The following is a 20,713-nucleotide window of genomic DNA, read 5'->3' as shown; positions in this document are numbered from 1 at the left end:
CGTAAACGGGTAAGTATAGAAGCCGATGGCGGAAGGGGAGGGAAGAGGAATCTGGAAAAGCGGCTCTCTCCGCGGAGGAAGAGAGCCGTTGCGGGTCAGGCGACGTGCTGCAGGAATTCGCGCAGGCGCGGGCTTGGCGGGTTCTTCACCAGCTCCTGCGGGTTGCCGTCTTCAGCAATGCGTCCTTTGTCGATAAAGATCAATCGCGAAGCCACTTTTTCGGCAAAGCCGATTTCGTGGGTTACGATCACCATCGTCATCCCCTCTTCAGCCAGATCCTGCATCACCTTGAGCACTTCATGGCGCAGTTCCGGGTCGAGCGCGGAGGTCGGTTCATCAAACAGCATCATCTTTGGCTTCACCGCCAGCGCGCGGGCAATGGCCACACGCTGCTGCTGGCCGCCGGAGAGTTCAGACGGATAGTGATGCGCGCGCTCGGCCAGGCCGACTTTCGCCAGCAGATCTTTCGCCTGCTTCTCTGCCGCCTGCTTGCTGGCGCCACGTACCCGCAGCGGGCCAAACATCACGTTTTCCAGCGCCGTCAGGTGCGGGAACAGGTAAAACTGCTGGAACACCATCCCGGCTTCCTGACGAATCAGACGTTCGTCCACCTTCGGATCGTTGACCTTTAAGCCATCGACAATCAGATCGCCGCTGGTGATCTCTTCCAGTTTATTGATGCAGCGCAGCATCGTCGATTTACCGGAGCCGGACGGGCCGATAATGACCACCACTTCACCCTGATTAATTTTCAGGGAGATATCGTGCAGCACCTGGGTCGGGCCAAAGTGCTTGGAGACGTTTTTAAATTCAATCACAGGATTTTCATCCTTCTTTCAAGACGACGCAGAATAAAGCTCAGGACCAGGGTGATAATCAGGTAGATAACAGCAACGGCGCTCCAGATTTCCAGGGCGCGGAAGTTGCCCGCGATGATCTCCTGTCCCTGACGGGTCAGTTCGGCGACGCCGATGACGATGAACAGCGAGGTATCCTTGATGCTGATAATCCACTGGTTGCCCAGCGGCGGCAGCATGCGGCGTAGCGCCAGCGGCAGGATCACGTGGCGAATGGTTTCGCGACGCGACAGGCCCAGCGCCAGGCCCGCTTCGCGGAAGCCTTTATGAATGGAGAGCACCGCGCCGCGGGTAATTTCCGCGATATAGGCGCCCGAGTTAATCATGATGGTCACTACCGCTGCGGAGAAGGGGTCGATGCGCAGGTCGCTAAAGGCCATCGGCAGCGCAAAGTAGATGAACATGACCTGCACCACAATCGGGGTGCCGCGAATGATTTCAATAAACACCAGTGCGATGTGGTTGGCGATCCAGCCGCCGAAGCAGCGGGCGAAACCGGCCACCAGACCGATTATCAGGCCGCCGGCCAGGCCGAGGACGGAAATCCACAGCGTCATTTTGGCGCCTTCCAGCAAAATCGGAATGGCAGGCCAGATGGCACTCCAGTCAAACTGCATAATACGTTCCTGTTACCGTGTCGAGAGCAGAGGAAATCCTCCGCCAAAATACGGTCTCCCGCCGAGTCTGTGCCGGAAGACCGTTGTGATGTCGCCGGAGCTGCGTCTGGCGAAGTGTGTTCTTATTATTTTGGTTCAGTGCCGAACCATTTTTTATAAATTTCGTTGTAGGTACCATTCTCGCGCAGCGTTTTCAGCGCACCGTTCACTTTCTCACGCAGCTCGTCGCTGCCTTTCGGGAAAGCGATACCGTAGTTTTGCGCTTCCAGTGATTCGCCTACCGCTTTGAACTTGCCGTTGCCTGCGGTTTTGATGAAGTACAGAATATTTGGCGTATCGTGCAGCACGGCATCAGCGCGGCCGGTACCCAGTTCCATATAGGCGTTATCGATGTTCGGGAACTGACGCAGATCTTTGGTTTTGATATTGGCTTTCGCGTAATCAACGGAGCCGGTACCGCTCTTCACCGCGACCACTTTACCGTTCAGATCTTTCACATCTTTGATGTCGTTATTATTGGCGTTGACCATCACCAGCAGGCCGCTTTTGTAGTAGCCGTCGGAGAAGTCGATCGCTTTTTTACGTTCGTCGGTGATGGTGATCCCGGCCAGCGCCAGATCGATATTTTTAGTTTGCAGCGCCGGGATAATGCCGCTGAAGTCCATTGGCTTCAGGGTGTAGTCGAGCTTCAGCTCTTTGGCGATAGCCGCCCACAGGTCAACGTCAAACCCGACATATTTATCGCCTTGCTTAAATTCGAACGGGACGAACGCCGTATCGGTGGCGACAACCAGGGTCTTATTGGCGGCATGGGAAGAAACCGCAAAAGCCAGGGTCAGTGCAGCCAGTGAAACTTTAAATACAGACTTCATAGCATTTCCTTTTATATCCACGGGACGATCCCCTGCGAGAACGACTAGCCTAATGAAAAAATCGTGCCACTTTTACAAGCTGTTGTTTTTCAACAAACGAAGCGCGAGCGGTTGCACAATTTCGATCATGACAGGCACTCACTGCACCAGGATGAGGCGTCACTTTGGTGCGTTATAGAGTTGTTGAATAACGAGCACATTTTTAGCGCAAACCCTGATGGGAAAACAATCTCAACGTAACGATTGTGTGAGGTGATTATTACAATTGTTTTACTTTTGCGCGCATTTTCATCAATTTGGCGCCCTAAAACAGTGCATGGCCAGCAGGGGGACGAAAAGCATAGAAGGGGAAACGGATAGAACGGAAAACAGAAAGGTGGGCGAGAAAAGTAAAGGCGCCGCCGACCGCGCTGCGGCCGGCGGCAAAGCCTTACTCGATATTCGCTTCAATGAACCACAGGAATTTATCCAGATCGCGGGAGGCCGCGGTGAAAATATCCGCAGTATCCTCGTCTTTGGCTTCATCGATCGCCTTGCGCACATCGTTAGCGACGACGGCATAGCGGTCAGCCAGCGCTTTCAGGTGATCCTGAACGTGATGGATATCGAGCGGGTAGCTCTGCAGCGGCGTTTTGCTGTTAATGACCTGAGTGGTGCCCAGTGCGACGCCGCCCAGCTGCACGGCGCGCTCCGCCATGGTGTCCAGGTGCTCGGTTAGCGCGGTACGGAAGCCATCCAGCATTTCGTGCACGGCGATAAAGTTCGCACCGCGCATATTCCAGTGTGCCTGCTTGGTGATAAGTGACAGGTCAATGAACTGGATCACCTGGCGATTCAACAGCTCAATGGTCGCTTTCTTTTCGCTGTCAGCGACATCGTTGCGGGTATAGACCAGATTAGATGCTTTTGATTTAACCAGTTTTGCGGTACTCATCGTTTCATATCCTCTTGATATTGATGCTCGTCACACTTCAAATCTGAATGATGTGGAGCGTTGTCCCAGGTAACTTCGGGACTAAGTATAGCAAGGGTTTCAAAGAGTGAGGCATCGGCAGGCCATATCACTTCGATAGCGCAAAGTGGTTGGTTATTTTGAAAAGCGCTAAATATCATAGGGTTATATTTAGCTGAACGGCCCGGATTTCTCACGGGCCGGCGGCGTAACAGAATGTTAATTGATATCGACTTGCTCGATTTTACTTTGTCGCTGCATGGTCAGCGTGGCGCCCATCGAGGCGATAATGATCGCGCCCAGCGCCAGGGTCTGGGAGAGCTTCAGCGTTTCGCCGAGGAAGACCATACCGGAAAGGGCGGCTAATGCTGGTTCAAGGCTCATCAGCGTGCCGAAGGTGCGCGTTGGCAGGCGCGTCAAGGCCATCATTTCGAGAGAGTAGGGCAGCGCGGTTGAGAGAATAGCAATCCCCAGCCCCATCGGCAGCAGCGACCATTGCCACAGCGTATCCGTAGCCTGCGCCATGCCTAACGGAACAAACACCAGCGAGGCGATGAGCGACCCCATCGCCACCGTGGCTGGCCCATGCTCTTCACCGGCGCGTTGCCCGGTCAGAATATAGACCGCCCAGCAGGCGCCGGCGCCCAGGGCAAAGAGCGCGCCGGTTAAATCGACCTGCGCCACATTCTGCCCCAGCGGCAGGAGATACCACAGTCCGAGGATCGCCAGCGCCACCCAGACAAAATCCAGCGGTCGGCGCGAACCAAACAGCGCCACCGCCAGCGGGCCGGTAAACTCCAGGGCTACCGCCACGCCGAGCGGAATACGCTGCAGGGATAAATAAAAGAGATAGTTCATCGCGCCGAGCGCCAGGCCGTACAGTAGCAGCGGCACGCGCTGCGCCGGGGAGAAACGTAACCGCCATGGCTTGAACACGACCACCAAAATCAGCGTCCCGAGCGCCAGGCGCAGGGCGGTGACCCCCGGGGCGCCGACCAACGGGAACAGCGATTTGGCGAGCGATGCGCCGCTCTGAATCGAGGTCATGGCGATTAAAATCACCAGAATCGGCAACCATGCCGCCGCTTTTCGGGATGGACCGGGCATCCTTTCTCCTGTCAGGTTTTGTCAAAAGTCGTAAAAGTGCCAGTGTACTGGAATAACCTGCTGACGGTTGAGCTAATGTTGAAAAAAACAGAGGCAAAAACAGTAGAATGGCGCACGTTGCTGAGAAATTCGCCAGGTGATTAAGATTAATCTGGATGCTTGCGAATTTCTTAATGAGCGTTAAGATGTACGTTAACGCCAAAAATTGTTGTTTTCCATATTGTTATAGAAATATGGAAACTTTTGGTTACATGAAAAAGTATGTTAGACAATGTAAACTCCAAAGAGTTTCCCAAAAGTTTTTGATATATTTAAGGCTTAGGACTTATTAGAAACACATTTGAGGTGGTTATGAATAAAATTGCACGTCTTTCAGCACTGGCCGTTGTTCTGGCTGCATCCGTAGGTACCACTGCATTTGCTGCAACTTCTACCGTAACCGGCGGTTACGCGCAGAGCGACATGCAGGGTAAAGCGAACAAAGCTGGCGGTTTCAACCTGAAATACCGTTACGAGCAAGATAACAACCCGCTGGGCGTTATCGGTTCCTTCACCTACACCGAAAAGGATAACACCAGCAACGGTACTTACAACAAAGGTCAGTACTACGGCATCACCGCAGGTCCGGCTTACCGTCTGAACGACTGGGCAAGCATCTACGGTGTAGTGGGTGTTGGTTACGGTAAATTCCAGAACAACAACTTCCCGAACCAGAAATCCGATATGAGCGACTACGGTTTCTCCTACGGTGCTGGTCTGCAGTTCAACCCGATCGAAAACGTTGCTCTGGACTTCTCCTACGAGCAGTCTCGTATTCGTAACGTTGACGTCGGTACCTGGATTGCTGGCGTGGGTTACCGCTTCTAATCACTCCGGTGATATAAAAAATCCGCCTTTCGGGGCGGATTTTTTTTGCCTGTTGCCGGCCAGCCTGAGCGACTGGCCGGGCCTGCACGATTAATTGACGGTGAACTCATCGGTACCGAGGTGAGCGTAGTCCACCTTCTGCAGCTGGAAGTTGGTGATGTACACCGGACCGGCCTTTTGCTCAGAGATAAAACGATAGCGCGGGACGATTTCCGCCGCCTTGATCCCGGTCCACTGGGAGAAGAAACTGAGGAAATCATTCGCTGAGCGCTGCGCTTTAATCACTTTATGCGCTTTGTCATCGCTGGATAGCACCATAAACGGCACCTGGAAGTTCTGCTGGAACTTATCGTCATGCGCCAGATACTGCACCTCTTTTCCCCGCTCCTTGAACGCCAGACCATGATCGGAAAAGTAAGTCAGTGAAAAGGTATCGCCGGAGTTTTGCAACTGACTGTATAGCTTAGCCAGCAGCGAATCGGTCTGCGTCATGCTGTAGAGATAACAGGAGGTCTCTTTCGACTGGACGAAAACCGTGTACTTGCCTTTGGTCCGATCGCAGGCCTGCGGGTGAGAGCCCATCAGATGCAGGACAATCAGCTGCGGCTGGGTGCGCTGCGTAGAGAGTACCTGCTCGGTCAGCTTTAATAACTGCTCGTCCTGAGTATTTTTATTGGCCTCGAAATCGCCGTTTTTCAGGAACTGGACTTCATCCGCACGTTTGGCGATGCTGGCGATAGCGGTGTCGTACTCGCCAATCTGCCCCTGGTTGGAGAACCACCAGGTCTGGAAACCCGCGCGGTTGGCGAGGGTGACAAAGTTATCCTGAAACTGCGGTTTCCCGTCGACCACCCGGTTAAGCGTCAGGCCGAGCGATTTCTGCGTCGAGCCGCTGGCGGCGACATAGTTGTTAAACAGATAACCGTTTACTGAGCTGGCAAACGGCGTGTTATCCCAGTGGCCGCCGAAGGCGCCGAGGGCGTCGCGACGGGCGCTCTCGCCAATCACCACCACATAGAGATGGTACTTTGGCTTCACCGCCAGCACGTGCCAGCTGTCTTTCATGCCGGCCAGCTGCGCCATTCGCGCCTGCTCGTCCAGCACCTCGTTATTATTCACCACCACGTCTTTCACAAAACGAAAGGCCGGATAACCGGTGTCAATCACCTTGAACACGCCGCCCCAGGCGAGGTTTTGCACCGGCTGCAGAAAGAAGATCCCGACGCTGAACAGCAGGCCCAGGGTCTCCATTTTTCCCCAGCGGGAGGGCTCAACGATCCTGCGGCGGACCGCAATGATCCCCAGTGCGAAAATGAAGACCGCCAGCAGATAGTTGTACCACGGGAAGATGGTCAGAATTTCCGTGGATTCTTCCACGTTGGTCGCGTGCAGCGCCAGCAAGGTGTTGAAATTGGGGGCGCCGTAAGCCTGGCCAAAGGGGTAATACAGGGCCGCCAGCAGCGAATAGGCGCCGACTACCCCTTTCTGGACGCGCGGAAAAGCGCGCCACAGAAGATGTAACACGCAGGTAAATGCCACGGTATAGAGCAGGCTAAATTCATAGCCCAGCGCCAGGTTAATCAACAGCGATTGTAAAAAGTAGAATCCTGTCCATGGGTTCAGTGCCAGTCGGCGGGCGACCAGCGTATCTTTCAGGGTGGTGACATTCATAGTAAACAATCAAAAAGAGGCCATGCGCATCCCCTGGCGACAAGGGGTAAAACCTGCTGGACAGTGCGTGAAGAGGGTCTCTGCGAGCCGCGAATGTGGCAGGGCTGTGCAAAGATAGGACTTGTAAATGGTAAGGTCAACCAGACATAACAGATTGTTTTGCGAGGGCGCTTACAAAACTTGAAAAAAGGTCAGGGAAACGGGGGAAACCGGTCATTTTGCCGGCAGAAGATGACAGAAAAATGAAGCGGCGTACCGCGACGCCGCCTTAGGAATGGGGTTTGCCCTGCTGTGGTTTACCGTTGATCATCTCGCACAGCATACCGATCAGCATTAATCGTACTTTAAAGGGTGAATGGCTAAACACGTTTAAGCACCTCTTGAATTCGTTCATCTGCTCTCCTCCTGCCTGTTCACGCCGTCAATCCATGATGGCTGTTTGCATTACATACAGATATAGCACAGGCTATATTTTATAGCTATGGCTAAAACGTTAATTTTTTGTGCTCTTGGCGCAATCCATTACAATGTGGATCTTTTTATATGATGCTTGACGCGTCACACGAATGAGGAAGCACAATGAACCGTCGCGCAGGTAAGCCAATAACAAAAAAAGTGACGCAGTTAGTAAATGTTGAAGAGCACGTTGAGGGGTTCCGTCAGGTGCGGGAAGCGCATCGCCGCGAACTGATCGATGACTATGTGGAGCTGATCTCCGATCTGATCAACGAAGTGGGGGAGGCGCGCCAGGTGGATATGGCGGCGCGTCTTGGCGTTTCGCAGCCCACGGTCGCCAAAATGCTCAAACGCCTGGCCAGCGTGGGTCTGATCGAACAGATCCCCTGGCGCGGGATCTTCTTAACCCCGGAAGGGGAAAAGCTGGCCCAGGAAAGTCGCGAACGCCACCAGATTGTGGAAAACTTTCTGCTGGCCATTGGCGTCAGTCCGGAAATCGCCCGCCGCGATGCGGAGGGAATGGAGCATCACGTGAGTGAAGAGACGCTGGCGATGTTCCTGAAATTTACCCAGAAACAGGGATCCCAGGAAGCATGACTCTTCCCTTTGTTCAGTCGCTGCTGCGCGACCGTTTTTTACACCTGCTGCTGATTATCGCCTGCGTGCTCAGCGCCATCGTGCCGTTTGTCCCGGCAAGCTGGCCGGCGGCCATTGACTGGCATACCATCATCACGCTCAGCGGCCTGATGCTGTTGACCAAGGGCATTGAACTGAGCGGCTACTTTGACGTGCTGGGGCGGAAAATGGCCCGCCGCTTCGTGACTGAGCGCCAGCTGGCCATCTTTATGGTGCTGGCGGCAGCGCTTTTGTCCACCTTCCTGACCAACGATGTGGCCCTGTTTATTGTGGTGCCGCTGACGCTGACGCTGAAAAAGTGGTGTGCGATCCCGGTTAACCGTCTGATTATCTTCGAAGCGCTGGCGGTTAACGCCGGGTCGCTGCTGACGCCGATCGGCAACCCGCAGAACATTTTGCTGTGGGGACGGTCCGGCCTCTCTTTCGTCGGGTTTATCGGCGAGATGTTACCCCTGGCGGCGGCAATGATGTTGACCCTGCTGGTGCTGTGCTGGTTCTGTTTCCCGGCAAACCGGCTTAGCTACCAGAGTAGCGATAAGGCGCCATCGTGGCAGCCTAAGCTGGTCTGGAGCTGTCTGGGATTGTATCTGGTGTTCCTGACCGCGCTGGAGATGAATCAGGCGCTGTGGGGGCTGGCGCTGGTGCTGCTGGGCTTCCTGATTCTGGCCCGGGCGGTGATCGTCCATGTGGACTGGTCGCTGCTGCTGGTGTTTATGGTGATGTTTATCGACGTCCACCTGCTGACCCAGCTTCCGGCGCTGCATCATGTGCTGAGCGGCGTCGGGACGCTTTCCGGCGGCGGACTGTGGCTGACCGCCATCGGCCTGTCTCAGGTGATCAGTAATGTGCCCTCGACCATTCTGCTGCTCAACTATGTCCCGCCGTCGATACTGCTTGCCTGGGCGGTTAACGTGGGCGGCTTTGGTCTGCTGCCAGGATCGCTGGCCAATATCATCGCCCTGCGCATGGCCAGCGATCGGCGGATCTGGTGGCGCTTCCATCTTTACTCCATTCCTATGCTGCTATGGGCGGCCATCAGCGGCTATTGGCTCTTTAAACTCTGCGCCTGATTTCTGCAGAATTGGGCAAGAAACTGACAGAAACACCCCATTCGCACGCCTCGACACAGCGGTATAACTATACCGCTGACGTTAACCATCCTGTTGAGGAGAGTGCTATGCGATATCAAAAACTGGGCAATACCGGTCTGTTTGTCTCTGAGCTGTGCCTGGGCACCATGACCTTCGGCGGCGAAGAAGGGATGTGGGGCAAAATCGGCCAGCTGCGCCAGGCTGAAGCCGAACAGCTGGTCGGCAGCGCGCTGGACGCCGGGATCAACTTTATCGATACCGCCAACGTCTACTCGGAAGGGCGCTCTGAAGAGATTACCGGTCAGGCGCTGAAAAACCTGAAAATCCCGCGTGAAAACGTCGGGTGGCGACCAAAGTGTTTGGCGAAACCGGCACCGCCGGCGTGAACTCGAGCGGCAGCTCACGGTACCACATCATGGGCAGCGTGAAAGAGAGCCTGCGCCGCCTGCAGCTCGATCATATCGATCTCTATCAATTGCACGGCTTCGATCCGGCGACGCCGATCGAAGAGACATTGTCGGCCCTGGATACGCTGGTACAGCAGGGGCATGTGCGCTACATCGGTGTTTCAAACTGGGCGGCCTGGCAAATCGCCAAAGCGCTGGGCATCGCGGAACGCCTTGGACTCTCGCGCTTTGCTTCTCTGCAGGCCTACTACACGATTGCCGGGCGTGACCTGGAACGTGAGCTGGTGCCGATGCTGCAAAGCGAAGGACTCGGCCTGATGGTCTGGAGCCCGCTGGCGGGCGGCCTGCTGAGCGGGAAATACCGCCGCGACGGCGAGGCGGAAGCGGGTGGTCGTCGCCTGGCGTTCGACTTTCCGCCCGTGGATAAAGCGCGCGCATTTGATTGCATCGACGTCATGCGGGTGATAGCTGAAGCAAAAGGAGTATCGGTGGCGCAGATTGCCCTGGCGTGGCTGCTGCATCAGCCGGCGGTGACCAGCGTCATTATTGGCGCCAAACGGGCCGAGCAGTTGCAGGATAACATCGCTGCGACCGCTATCCGCCTGAGCGATGATGAGTTGCGCCAGCTTGACGCGGTCAGCGCCCTGCCGCGCGAATATCCGGGCTGGATGCTGGAGCGCCAGGGGGAATATCGTCCTCATCAGCTTGACGCGCAGTAACGCCGTTTTTTTCCGTGCTTATAAAGATCGCCGCTTGCGGCGATCTTTTTTGTTTGCCTGGCTCACAGAAAACGATCCGACTTTTGCTTCGGTGGCGGATCTTTTGTATATGACTAGTCATTATAGTTAAATGACTAGTCATATACCGAGGCGCAGCATGAAGAACACACTACCGGCAGATTTTTTATGGGGTAATTCCGTCTCCAGCATGCAGACGGAGGGGGCGTGGAACGAGGGGGGCAAGGGGATGTCGGTGTACGATATTCGTCAACCGGCGGAATTCGCCTCGGACTGGAAGGTCGCGACCGACTCCTATCATCGCTTTCGCGAAGATTTCGATCTGATGCAGGATCTGGGCATGAACTGCTACCGCTTCCAGATCGCCTGGAGCCGGGTGTGCCCGGAAGGGGACGGCGAATTCAATGAAGAGGGGATCGCGTTCTACCATCAGTTTATCGATGAACTCATTGCCCGCGGTATTGAACCGATGATCTGCCTGTATCACTTTGATATGCCGCTGTCGCTGGCGGAGCGTTACAACGGTTTTACCGACCGCCGGGTCATGGACGCCTTTATCCGCTATGGCCAGAAGATGATCGACTGTTACGGCGATAAGGTGAAGTACTGGCTGACCTTCAATGAACAGAACCTCTACCATTCGCCGGAAGCCTTCCTGATCACCGGCTATTTGCGTGGCGATAAAACGCTGCGCGAACTCTACCAGATCCAGCACCACGTGATGATGGCGCATGTCCATCTGACCCACTATCTGCATCAGACGAAGCCGCAGTGCCTGATGGGCGGAATGCTGGCCCATGCGCTGGTCTATCCGGCTACCTGCAAACCACGCGATATTCTCTGCGCCCAGCAACTGGACGAGTTTTTAAACCAGAACCTGCTGCGCGCCTACGCCGGCGAGGGTTATAGCCCGGAAGTGATGCATTTTGTCGCTCGCCAAGGCTTTGACGATATTTATCGCCCTGAAGATATCGCGCTGATGGCGACGGTGAAGGTCGATTATCTTGCGTTCAGCTATTACGCCAGCCGTGCGCTCAATAGCGACGCGATCCCGCCGGGAACGGCGGTCAACAATTACATGCTATTCGGTAATCAGGATAACCCGTACCTGAAAGCGACGGAATGGAACTGGCAGATCGATCCGCTGGGATTTCGCATGATCATCACCCGCTATTACAATGACTGGCGGCTACCGGTGTTCCCGATTGAAAATGGCATCGGGGTGATCGAATCCTGGGATGGCGAACATCCCATTGCCGATGATTACCGCATCGCCTACCATCGCGACCATATTAACGCCATGAAAGCGGCGATATTTGAGGACGGCGCGCAGGTGCTTGGCTATCTCGGCTGGGGATTAATCGATATCCTCAGCTCTCAGGGCGATATGCGTAAGCGCTACGGCGTGGTGTACGTCAATCGTGAGAACCATGACCTCAAGGATCTGCGGCGGGTGCCGAAGAAGAGCTATGCGTGGCTAAAGCAGGTGATCCACAGCAACGGCGAAGCGATGTAACAGTGTCCTGGCGGTCAGGTCAAGTATGCTGTCCGCCAGCCACACACAGAATGTAAAAGGACCGGGAATGACGGCGAAGTATCTGCAAATCGCGCGGGAAATAAAAAAACGCATCATCAGCCAGCAGTATCCTGCCAGCGCGCCGCTACCCGACCAGTTTGCGCTGGCGGCGGAGTTCAACACCAGCCGGATGACGATCCAGCAGGCGATGCGTCAGTTAATCGTCGAAGGGCTTATCTATACCCGCAAAGGACTGGGTACCTTTGTGCGGAAAAATTTTCTCCAGCTGTCGCAGTGGGAGTTGCCCGGCAGCGACTATTTTGGCGCCACCAAAACCTGGGAGCATCTTGGCGAGGTACAAAGCGAAGTGGTGCGCTTTGAGGTGCGTTTTCCCAGCGACAAAGAGCAGAGTTCGCTGCTGATTGACGCCGATGCGCCGGTGTATGACTTCGTTCGCCTGCGGTTGCTCAACGGGGAACCGGTGTCGCTGGATCTGACGGTCATGCCGGTGGGGCTAGTGCCGGGGCTCAATAAAAGCCATCTGGAAAGCTCGGTGTTTCGCTATATCCAGGAGACGCTGGGGCTGAAGCTGATGGGATCTTACCGCGTGGTGCGGGCGATGAAGCCGGATGAACTGGATAAATTACATCTTCACTGCGACCTCACCGACCCGGTGCTGGAGGTTGAACAGGTGATCTACCTCGAAGACGGTACGCCGCTGGAGTATGCCCACTGTCACTATCGCTACGATCACGGCGGGATTATTCTGGTGAATAACGGCTAGACCGGGGACCCCTGTTTGCGCAGCGCTTAGCAGGCCCAGGGTGTTGTCAGGTTTGGTAACCCAGGCAAGGCGTCAGCCGCAGCCCGGGGAAATGCAGATAAAAAAACGGCGGGCATCAGGCCCGCCGTTTTTCTTGTCATGCAGAACTTAGTTCAGACGCACCGGCATACCGGAGCGGTTCTGGATAGCCTGCTCAACCACGTTCTGATCGACATCAGACTGGCTGGTGATCGCCTGTACCGGCTGAGTCAGGGTGATCGGCACGATTTCGCCGCCCTGGAACTGCGCTTCGGTGGTCGACAGCGGGTTGTGAACCTCAATGTAACGGCTGCCGTCCGGCTCGGTGGTCGCTTTTACCGGCTCATCGATAAACTGCACGCGGGTGCCGACCGGCACATTCTCAAACAGGAATTTGATGTCATCGTTGCGCAGACGCACGCAGCCGTGGCTCACGCGCAGGCCAATACCAAAGTTAGCGTTGGTGCCGTGGATGGCGTACAGACGGCCAATATATAACGCGTACAGACCCATCGGGTTATCCGGACCGGCCGGTACGACGGCTGGCAGCGGGTTGCCGGCAGCGGCGTATTCAGCGTGCATCTTGGCGGTCGGCGTCCAGGTCGGGCCGGCCTTCTTGCGTTCGACTTTGGTGGTCCAGTTAATCGGCGTATCTTTACCTAACTGGCCGATACCGATCGGCAGAACGATCACGGTGTTGGTTCCTTTCGGATAGTAATACAGACGCATCTCGGCGCTGTTGATGACGATGCCTTCGTGGACGGTGTCCGGCAGGATCAGCTGCTGCGGGATGTTCAGGACGCTACCGCCTTTTGGCAGATAGGTGTCCACCCCCGGGTTGGCTTCCAGCATGTTGGACAGTCCCATCTGATATTTCGCCGCAAAGTATTCCAGCGGCTGCTTGTTATCATCCGGAATGGTGATGACCTGATTCTGACCAACCAAACGGCTGCCGTCGGTCGGCAAAGGATAGGTGACAGCAGACGCTGTATTGCAAAAGCCTACGAGGGCGAAGGCTGCCGCTAAGAGTGTAGATAATTTCATAGTCTTTAATGTCGTGTGCGAAATCAACGCCACACAGGCCTTTGTTAATGATTGAGACAGTAGATGGGAGCGCATTATATGTGCATTCCGCTAAACAGGTAAATCAGATGTGTACGAAATCACATTTTTTTCCCTGTCGCCTCGGCTGACGGGGCTGGCGGATGATGCAATCGCCGCCTCTCACGCGGGTGACAGGGAGGTTATCCTTCCAGTAACCGGTCCTGTAGCGAAGCGCGTGCCGGGGCGGTGAGCTGGTACTCTTCTGCCAGCCAGGCGTCGACCGTGCCATAGCGCTGGTGGATGGCTGACAGCGCGGCGGCGAGATAGGACTCTTTCACCGTCAGGATATCCGCCAGACTCTGGCGTCCCTGGGGCGTCAGGTCGTTGCCCAGCATCTCCAGCATCCAGGCTTCCACTTGTGTCAGCATGCCGTGGGTGAGCAGATACTCCTCCATGACCGTCTCGCTGTCGCATCCGACGGCAAACAGGGTTAACGCGCAGCCGACGCCGGTGCGATCTTTGCCGACGGCGCAGTGTTGCAGTAAAGCGCCTTCAAAAGGCGTGGTCAGCCAGGCGGCGAGCTGGCGATAGGCCGGGTTATTAAAGGGCAACTGGCGATACAGTTGCAGCATAAACTGCTCCCCGTTCAGCGCGTTAAGGGTGGCAGCATTCAGCTCGGTGACTTTCGCATTCACATCGCCGAGCGGCGGATTAGCGGGCGCGTTTAAATAGTGAGTGAGCGGGCTAAGCTTGTCAGGGGTGCGCTGCACTTCGCCGGGGTCGCGATAGTCGAGCACCCGACTGAGCGGCAGCGTCGCCAGATGGTTGAGATCGTCCGCCGTCAACCGATTTAGCGCGCCGGAGCGTAGCAGCTTGCCGCTGCGTACCGTGCGTCCGTCGGCGGCGCGCTGGCCGCCGAGGTCGCGAAAATTGATACCGCCCTGCAGGGATAAAAAAGCCGGGTGTCGCGGTAGGCTGGTGGTCATGGGGTTCCTCATAATGACGTACAGAATAACCGTTTGAGCCCTGGTCTGCGGCTCATCTGACAAAGACCTTAGCACAAGCGCCGCGGCGGAATTTACCGCAGGCCGTGAAAAGTGTGTCATTTGCTGGCATAATGTCTGTTGTGTCACACCCCTCATTCTCTTTTTTCAGGATATCCCCGTGCTAGTATCCAGCAACGTTACCATGCAGTTTGGCAGTAAGCCGCTGTTCGAAAATATCTCCGTTAAATTTGGCGGCGGCAACCGTTATGGTCTGATCGGCGCCAACGGCAGCGGTAAATCGACCTTTATGAAGATCCTCGGCGGCGATCTCGAGCCGACGCTGGGCAACGTTTCTCTCGACCCGAACGAGCGTATCGGTAAGCTGCGCCAGGATCAGTTCGCCTTCGAAGCATTCACCGTGCTGGATACGGTTATCATGGGCCACGGCGAGCTGTGGGAAGTGAAGCAAGAGCGCGATCGCATCTACGCGCTGCCCGAAATGAGCGAGGAAGACGGCTATAAAGTGGCCGACCTGGAAGTCAAATACGGCGAGATGGACGGTTACTCCGCCGAAGCGCGCGCCGGCGAACTGCTGCTCGGCGTCGGCATTCCGGTTGAACAGCATTACGGCCCGATGAGCGAAGTCGCGCCGGGCTGGAAACTGCGCGTCCTGCTGGCGCAGGCGCTGTTCTCCAATCCGGATATCCTGCTGCTCGACGAACCGACGAACAACCTGGACATCGACACCATCCGCTGGCTGGAGCAGACGCTGAACGATCGCGACAGCACCATGATCATCATCTCGCACGACCGTCACTTCCTGAACATGGTCTGCACCCACATGGCGGACCTCGACTACGGCGAGCTGCGCGTCTATCCGGGCAACTACGACGAATACATGACCGCGGCCACCCAGGCGCGTGAGCGTCTGCTGGCGGACAACGCCAAGAAAAAAGCGCAGATTGCGGACCTGCAGTCCTTCGTTAGCCGCTTTAGCGCCAACGCTTCTAAATCACGTCAGGCCACCTCGCGCGCGCGCCAGATTGACAAAATCAAGCTGGAAGAGGTTAAAGCCTCCAGCCGTCAGAACCCGTTTATCCGCTTCGAACAGGACAAGAAACTGTTCCGTAACGCGCTGGAAGTGGAAGCCCTTACCAAAGGCTTTGATGAAGGTCCGCTGTTCAAAAAGGTCAACCTGTTGCTGGAAGTGGGCGAGAAGATTGCCATTCTGGGCGCCAATGGCGTGGGTAAATCCACCATGCTGAAAACTCTGGTAGGCGAACTGCAGCCGGACAACGGCACCGTGAAATGGTCTGAAAACGCGCAAATTGGTTACTACGCGCAGGATCATGAGTACGAGTTCGAAAACGACCTGACGGTCTTCGAGTGGATGAGCCAGTGGAAGCAGGAAAGCGACGACGAGCAGGCGGTACGCAGTATCCTCGGCCGTCTGTTGTTTAGCCAGGACGATATCAAAAAGCCGGCGAAAGTCCTTTCTGGTGGTGAGAAAGGGCGCATGCTGTTCGGTAAGCTGATGATGCAGAAGCCAAACATCCTGATCATGGACGAACCGACCAACCACCTGGATATGGAATCGATCGAATCGCTGAACATGGCGCTGGAGATGTATCAGGGCACCCTGATCTTCGTTTCTCACGACCGCGAGTTCGTCAGCTCGCTGGCGACCCGCGTCCTGGAGATCACCCCAGAACGCGTGATCGATTTCAGCGGTAACTACGAAGACTACCTGCGCAGCAAAGGTATCGAGTAATCCCTGTCCGTTACCCGGGTAGCGGCTACGCCTTACCCGGGCTACGCCTGGCATGTGATCTGTAGGCCCGCGCAAGCGTAGCGCCGCCGGGCAATAACTGCGGGTAAAGAGCCACTTTCGCGCCGGATGGCGGCTGCGCCTTATCCGGCCTACGGTCCGTGCCATTGTGAGCTTAAGAGCGCTATCTTGTACCCATGGTTACTGAAACTGTCCGTTACCCGGGCTACCAAACCGCACAGTGCTGTAGCCCCGGTAAGCGGTAGCGCCACCGGGGATTTTGAGGCCACCCGTTTGTAGCCCGGATTAGCGTAGCGCAATCCGGGAACATCATAAAATCCAGGCCGGGCAAGGCGTAAGCCGCCGCCCGGCATATCGCTTAGCGCCTCCACTCGGTCCCTTCAACGCCATTCACCAGCAGCTTGCGCTTTTCTCCCGCCGGTAATGACAGCTTCAGCGCTTTCCACGCCGGACGGTAGCTGCCGCGAGCGTTGATATTCAGGTTTATGCTGTTGGCGCTGCAGATCATTTCCCACTCCAGCCATAGCGCATCCCCCTCTTTATAGCCCCAGCTTTCGCCGTCGTCTTCAAACAGCAGACCGCGGGTTGAGCCGGTACCTTTCAGCGGGAACAACTGCAGTTCGCGACGATCGTCTTTTTGCGCATCGACGTGGCTGATACGTTCACTAAGCGGCAGACCGGCGCCGGCGCGGACCAGCAGCGGCAGTTTTTCCAGCGGCGCGTCCAGCGTCACCCACTGGCCGCCGGCGAACCACTGGTGGCTGTAAAAATCGTACCAGCCGTCCTGATTATCGGGCAGCCACAGCTGGCGTTGACGGGCGCCGGGCTCGACCACGCTGGCCACCAGCAGATCGCGACCCAGCAGGAAGTCATCACACTCGGCGAAAGTCTGGGTATCGTGCTGGTGATCGAGGAAGGTCGGGCGCAGCATCGGTTCGTCATCGGCATGCGCCTGCCATAACAGGGTGTACAAATAGGGCAGCAGACGGTAGCGCAGCTCGATGGCTGAGCGGATCGCCGGGGTGATTTCCGGGTACATCCAGGCTTCATTGACCGTCTGGTCGTCATTCCACGAGTGAATGGTAAAGCGCGGATGCATCACGCCGTTTTGTACCCAGCGCACGAACAGCTCCGGCTCGGGTTTATCGCCGGAGAAACCGCCGACGTCGTGGCCGACGTTAAACAGCCCGGAAAGGCTCATGCCCAGCCCCATGCGGATGTTATAGCGCAGCGTATCCCAGTTGGTGCGGTTGTCGCCGCTCCAGGTCTGGACGTAGCGCTGCATCCCGGCGCAGCCGGAGCGGGAGATCAGATACGGGCGCTTTTGCGGCGCAAAGCGCTGCTGGGCTTCCATGGAGGCGCGCATCATCAGCAACGGCATCACCGGGCGAATATGTTTAATGGCGATTTCGCGGCCAAAGCCGTAGCAGCGCGCCTCGCCGTCCCACACCTCATACTCGTTATTATCGTTCCAGGTCGAATCGATACCCATCTCCAGTAGCTGGGTGGTCACGCCTTCCTGCCACCAGGCCACGGTGTGCGGGTTGGTGAAGTCGAGATGCGACCCTTCATCGTCCCAGAAGCTGGACCGCTCCGGCGCGTCGGTTTGCGAATCGCGAATAAACAGGCCGCGTTCCGCCACTTCGCCATAGCGCGGGTGATCCTGCAGCAGGCAGGGTTTGATATTGGCGGCCAGCTTCAGCCCGGCATCATGGAACGACTGGCTCATCACTTTTGGCTGCGGCACCTTGTCGTAGTTCCAGTTAAAGACGTAGCGCTTGCCGTTGATCGAGGTATAGCCGGAAGAGAGCTGGAACGAGTCGCAAGGGATCGCGTGCTGCTCGCACAGGCGGATGAAGTTCATCAGCTGATTTTGCGCATCCGGCGCGTCGGTATAGTGCATCGTGGAGCCGCTGTAGCCGAGGCTCCATTTTGGCCCGAACAAGGTTTTACCGGTCAGGCGGACGAAGGCTTTGGTCACATCCAGCACCTGTTTACCGGTAAACAGGTAATAATCGATATCGCCGGCCTCCGCCTGCCAGCGGCGATAGGCGGTGTGGTAGTTGTCGATTTCATTGCCCAGATCCAGCCAGCAGCTGCTCAGGTTGTCATAGAACAGGCCGTAGCTGATATCGCTGCGCTGCGTGATGGTAAACGGAATATGTTTATACAGCGGGTCGGTGCTGACGGCGTTGTAGCCCATGGCATCGAGGTTACGCATTTCATAGCGCTTACCGTTGCGCTGCAGGTCGCCGGCCTTTTCGCCCAGGCCGTAGAAACGCTCATCTTTGCGGCGGCTCAGATAATGGGCGACGCCGTCGCCGTGAGCGTTTGCCAGATAGGCGCTGGTGGGGCGGTCACTGGCGAGCGTCTGCCACTCGCCGGCGTCGTCGCGATAGCTCCACTCCAGCCAAAGCGGCTGGTGGACGGTGACGCGCAGCTGGCGGGTGGCGATGGTCAGCGCGTCATCTTCTTTGGTCATCTGCCAGGCCGGGAGGCTAAAACCGCTGAGGTCATCCCGCGCGCGGCCTTCCCACGGCACATCCTGCTGCGGGGCGATACTCCAGGTGCGATCCAGCGCCAGTTGGCCCTGGCGCTTCAGCAAGACGCGGAATAAATTCTCTTCCAGCACATACAGACACAAAGTGTGCTGACCATCAACGGTCAGTTCAACGTGATGCTCCAGCTGTTGGTGCAAACTCCAGTGTTTCAACGTCTTCATATTTTACATCCACTCTCAGGCGCGCTTGGCGCGACGTTCAGCAATAAATGCCACCAGGAAAACGGCGCCAATGAGGTCAAAGAAACCCATGGCGATAAACAGCGGGTTGAAGCCAATTTTGTCGGCGGTCACCCCGATTAATAATGAGAACAGGAAGCTGGCGATCCACGCCGCGGAGCCGCGCATACCGTTGACCGTCGCCATTTGTCCCTTGTCGAAAGACTCCACCACCAGCGCGCTGAGCATGCAGGAGATGATCTGATGGCCGAAACCACCAATGGAGATCAGGATGATGGTGATATAGGGATCGCGAGTAATGGCGACCAGGGCCAGCGAGATCATCAGAAACGCGCCGGTTACCGAGCTGGCGATAACCGAGTTGACTCGCGTGCAGCCGAACCAGCGAACGTACAGGCGGGTGAGATAGCCGCTGACCACGCTGCCAAGATCGGCGGCGAGGAACGGCAGCCAGGCGAACATCGCGATCTGCTTCAGATCCATGCCGTGCTCTTTCGCCAGGTACAGCGGCACCCAGAAGCTCAGTACCGCCCAGGCAGGCTCGGCCATAAAGGCGGGGATGGCGATCCCATAGAAACGTTTATTCTTCGAGACGGTTTTGAGCGCGGTAAAGAAGGGCTGTTTCACCGGCGGGGCTTCGTTATCCTGCTTGATGTACTCCAGCTCGCTTTTGCTGAGGTTCGGGTGCTTTTCCGGGTTCTGATAGAAAGCCCACCACAGCACCACCCACAGCAGCGCCAGCGCGCCGGTAAACATAAACGCCCCCTGCCAGCCGAAGGAGGCGTGGGCGAAGTAGATAATCGGCGGGGCCAGCATTGCGCCGATAGAGAAGCCGACGCCAGCCCAGCCGGCGGCGATTGGCCGTTCAGATTTCGGGAACCACTCGCCGATGGTTTTGGCGTTCGCCGGCGTGGCGGCCGCCTCGGCGCCGCCCATAAAGAAGCGCAACATAGCCAGGTGCAGCCAGCTGCCAGCCCCGGCGTGGGCGATACAGGCCAGCGCCCACAGGGTAGCGCAGATCATAAACCCGAGCTTCAGGCCGATGACGTCGATAAGCCAGCCACAGAGCGGCTGGAAAATCGTGTAAGCCAGCTGAAACGCGCCGACGATCCAGGAATATTGTTCGGTGGTAATACCGAGCGTCGCTTTCAGTTCCGGGGCGATAATCCCCAGCGAGTTACGTGTGATGTAGTTGACGGTGACGCCAAGTAAAAACAGGACCAGCACCCACCAGCGCAGGTTTTTTACCACCCGACGCGTTTTACTGACCGCGATATCATTGTTGAGGCCTTGACTCATAGCACACTCCACAAGACGTTGTAGGGGGAAAGTGACGGCCTCTTTCCCTGAGTGGTCACATAGTTTTTTTTAACTATTTGAATAGTCTATTTTTTATCTCAACATCATTGGTATAACTAGTATGGGAGATGTTGGACCAATTCAGGCTAAGGGAGAAAAAACGTCGGGCAAAGTGCTATTTATGCAACTTTTTTCATGAAATGACCGAGATCTCAAATTTCGCTCTGTCATTTGCTTACAGGAAGCGCTTTGGCGATTATGAAAATT

At 56.2% G+C, this 20,713-nt stretch carries 16 protein-coding genes and 2 pseudogenes; 7 read left to right on the top strand and 11 right to left on the bottom strand.

Going from position 1 to position 20,713, the window contains the following annotated elements:
* Positions 1 to 95: 95 nt before the first annotated feature.
* From glnQ to rhtA, 5 genes are all read right to left on the bottom strand, one after another.
* Positions 96 to 818: a glutamine ABC transporter ATP-binding protein GlnQ gene (glnQ, locus tag NKJ21_RS18990; protein ID WP_008805775.1), complete on the bottom strand. Its 723-nt coding sequence runs from the start codon at positions 816 to 818 to the stop codon at positions 96 to 98.
* Entirely contained in the window at positions 815 to 1,474 is a 660-nt protein-coding gene (gene glnP, locus NKJ21_RS18985; protein WP_002895837.1) for a glutamine ABC transporter permease GlnP, read from the bottom strand. The genes glnQ and glnP overlap by 4 nt, the downstream gene beginning before the upstream one ends.
* Positions 1,475 to 1,599: 125 nt before the next feature.
* Positions 1,600 to 2,346, bottom strand: a complete 747-nt coding sequence (glnH, locus tag NKJ21_RS18980) for a glutamine ABC transporter substrate-binding protein GlnH (protein WP_004886198.1) — start codon at positions 2,344 to 2,346, stop codon at positions 1,600 to 1,602.
* Positions 2,347 to 2,776: 430 nt separating this feature from the next.
* Positions 2,777 to 3,280 (bottom strand): DNA starvation/stationary phase protection protein Dps, encoded by a 504-nt coding sequence (gene dps, locus NKJ21_RS18975; protein WP_002895841.1) that lies wholly within the window; start codon positions 3,278 to 3,280, stop codon positions 2,777 to 2,779.
* A 237-nt stretch (positions 3,281 to 3,517) separates the two neighbouring features.
* Positions 3,518 to 4,405, bottom strand: coding sequence for a threonine/homoserine exporter RhtA (rhtA, locus tag NKJ21_RS18970; protein ID WP_008805776.1), 888 nt, complete (start codon positions 4,403 to 4,405; stop codon positions 3,518 to 3,520).
* A gap of 351 nt (positions 4,406 to 4,756) precedes the next feature.
* On the opposite strand from rhtA, the gene ompX reads away from it, so the two are divergent.
* Positions 4,757 to 5,272, top strand: coding sequence for an outer membrane protein OmpX (gene ompX, locus NKJ21_RS18965; protein ID WP_008805777.1), 516 nt, complete (start codon positions 4,757 to 4,759; stop codon positions 5,270 to 5,272).
* Positions 5,273 to 5,362: 90 nt separating this feature from the next.
* Here ompX and NKJ21_RS18960 read toward each other — a convergent pair whose 3' ends face one another.
* Both NKJ21_RS18960 and mntS read right to left on the bottom strand, forming a co-directional pair.
* On the bottom strand, positions 5,363 to 6,943 hold the full coding sequence (locus NKJ21_RS18960) for a phosphoethanolamine transferase (RefSeq protein WP_012968654.1): 1,581 nt from the start codon (positions 6,941 to 6,943) through the stop codon (positions 5,363 to 5,365).
* A gap of 268 nt (positions 6,944 to 7,211) precedes the next feature.
* Complete coding sequence (gene mntS, locus NKJ21_RS18955) at positions 7,212 to 7,337, bottom strand: manganase accumulation protein MntS (RefSeq protein WP_012542374.1); 126 nt, start codon at positions 7,335 to 7,337, stop codon at positions 7,212 to 7,214.
* 185 nt (positions 7,338 to 7,522) lie between these two features.
* On the opposite strand from mntS, the gene mntR reads away from it, so the two are divergent.
* The 5 genes and pseudogenes from mntR to NKJ21_RS18930 all read left to right on the top strand — a co-directional run bounded on the left by mntR (position 7,523) and on the right by NKJ21_RS18930 (position 12,570).
* Entirely contained in the window at positions 7,523 to 7,996 is a 474-nt protein-coding gene (gene mntR, locus NKJ21_RS18950) for a manganese-binding transcriptional regulator MntR (RefSeq protein ID WP_008805779.1), read from the top strand.
* Positions 7,993 to 9,105: an anion transporter gene (locus tag NKJ21_RS18945; protein WP_012542373.1), complete on the top strand. Its 1,113-nt coding sequence runs from the start codon at positions 7,993 to 7,995 to the stop codon at positions 9,103 to 9,105. The genes mntR and NKJ21_RS18945 overlap by 4 nt, the downstream gene beginning before the upstream one ends.
* 107 nt (positions 9,106 to 9,212) lie before the next feature.
* Positions 9,213 to 10,252 (top strand): annotated as a pseudogene (locus NKJ21_RS18940) (aldo/keto reductase).
* 157 nt (positions 10,253 to 10,409) lie between these two features.
* Positions 10,410 to 11,786 (top strand): glycoside hydrolase family 1 protein, encoded by a 1,377-nt coding sequence (locus NKJ21_RS18935; RefSeq protein WP_254733140.1) that lies wholly within the window; start codon positions 10,410 to 10,412, stop codon positions 11,784 to 11,786.
* 67 nt (positions 11,787 to 11,853) lie between these two features.
* Entirely contained in the window at positions 11,854 to 12,570 is a 717-nt protein-coding gene (locus tag NKJ21_RS18930) for a GntR family transcriptional regulator (protein WP_016160535.1), read from the top strand.
* A gap of 147 nt (positions 12,571 to 12,717) precedes the next feature.
* On the opposite strand, the gene ldtB is transcribed toward NKJ21_RS18930, so the two are convergent.
* The gene (ldtB, locus tag NKJ21_RS18925; protein ID WP_008805784.1) at positions 12,718 to 13,632 is read right to left on the bottom strand and encodes a L,D-transpeptidase; all 915 of its coding nucleotides are present in this window, start codon (positions 13,630 to 13,632) and stop codon (positions 12,718 to 12,720) included.
* Between the two features lie 200 nt (positions 13,633 to 13,832).
* Positions 13,833 to 14,748 (bottom strand): annotated as a pseudogene (locus NKJ21_RS18920) (tyrosine-protein phosphatase).
* 48 nt (positions 14,749 to 14,796) lie between these two features.
* On the opposite strand from NKJ21_RS18920, the gene NKJ21_RS18915 reads away from it, so the two are divergent.
* Complete coding sequence (locus NKJ21_RS18915) at positions 14,797 to 16,389, top strand: ABC-F family ATPase (RefSeq protein WP_008805786.1); 1,593 nt, start codon at positions 14,797 to 14,799, stop codon at positions 16,387 to 16,389.
* A 376-nt stretch (positions 16,390 to 16,765) separates the two neighbouring features.
* Here the strand turns inward: NKJ21_RS18915 and NKJ21_RS18910 are convergent, their stop codons facing one another.
* Entirely contained in the window at positions 16,766 to 19,129 is a 2,364-nt protein-coding gene (locus NKJ21_RS18910; RefSeq protein WP_012968651.1) for a glycoside hydrolase family 31 protein, read from the bottom strand.
* Positions 19,130 to 19,144: 15 nt separating this feature from the next.
* Positions 19,145 to 20,446 carry an MFS transporter gene (locus NKJ21_RS18905; protein WP_012968650.1) on the bottom strand — a complete coding sequence of 434 codons (1,302 nt, stop codon included), beginning with the start codon at positions 20,444 to 20,446 and terminating at the stop codon, positions 19,145 to 19,147.
* Positions 20,447 to 20,713 lie beyond the last annotated feature (267 nt).

Source organism: Klebsiella sp. SWET4 (genome assembly GCF_024296565.1).
GTDB lineage: Bacteria > Pseudomonadota > Gammaproteobacteria > Enterobacterales > Enterobacteriaceae > Klebsiella > Klebsiella variicola.
The sequence above is the reverse complement of the archived record's forward strand: the minus strand, read 5'-3'. Positions and strand labels throughout refer to the sequence as shown.

Excerpts from the sequence above, each read along its gene's own strand:
- rhtA (WP_008805776.1), bottom strand. The coding sequence starts at position 4,405 with ATGCCCGGTCCATCCCGAAAAGCGGCGGCATGGTTGCCGATTCTGGTG.
- ldtB (WP_008805784.1), bottom strand. The coding sequence starts at position 13,632 with ATGAAATTATCTACACTCTTAGCGGCAGCCTTCGCCCTCGTAGGCTTT.
- glnP (WP_002895837.1), bottom strand. The coding sequence starts at position 1,474 with ATGCAGTTTGACTGGAGTGCCATCTGGCCTGCCATTCCGATTTTGCTG.
- NKJ21_RS18910 (WP_012968651.1), bottom strand. The coding sequence starts at position 19,129 with ATGAAGACGTTGAAACACTGGAGTTTGCACCAACAGCTGGAGCATCAC.
- mntS (WP_012542374.1), bottom strand. The coding sequence starts at position 7,337 with ATGAACGAATTCAAGAGGTGCTTAAACGTGTTTAGCCATTCACCCTTT.
- NKJ21_RS18905 (WP_012968650.1), bottom strand. The coding sequence starts at position 20,446 with ATGAGTCAAGGCCTCAACAATGATATCGCGGTCAGTAAAACGCGTCGG.
- NKJ21_RS18945 (WP_012542373.1), top strand. The coding sequence starts at position 7,993 with ATGACTCTTCCCTTTGTTCAGTCGCTGCTGCGCGACCGTTTTTTACAC.
- glnH (WP_004886198.1), bottom strand. The coding sequence starts at position 2,346 with ATGAAGTCTGTATTTAAAGTTTCACTGGCTGCACTGACCCTGGCTTTT.
- mntR (WP_008805779.1), top strand. The coding sequence starts at position 7,523 with ATGAACCGTCGCGCAGGTAAGCCAATAACAAAAAAAGTGACGCAGTTA.
- ompX (WP_008805777.1), top strand. The coding sequence starts at position 4,757 with ATGAATAAAATTGCACGTCTTTCAGCACTGGCCGTTGTTCTGGCTGCA.
- dps (WP_002895841.1), bottom strand. The coding sequence starts at position 3,280 with ATGAGTACCGCAAAACTGGTTAAATCAAAAGCATCTAATCTGGTCTAT.
- NKJ21_RS18935 (WP_254733140.1), top strand. The coding sequence starts at position 10,410 with ATGAAGAACACACTACCGGCAGATTTTTTATGGGGTAATTCCGTCTCC.
- NKJ21_RS18960 (WP_012968654.1), bottom strand. The coding sequence starts at position 6,943 with ATGAATGTCACCACCCTGAAAGATACGCTGGTCGCCCGCCGACTGGCA.
- NKJ21_RS18930 (WP_016160535.1), top strand. The coding sequence starts at position 11,854 with ATGACGGCGAAGTATCTGCAAATCGCGCGGGAAATAAAAAAACGCATC.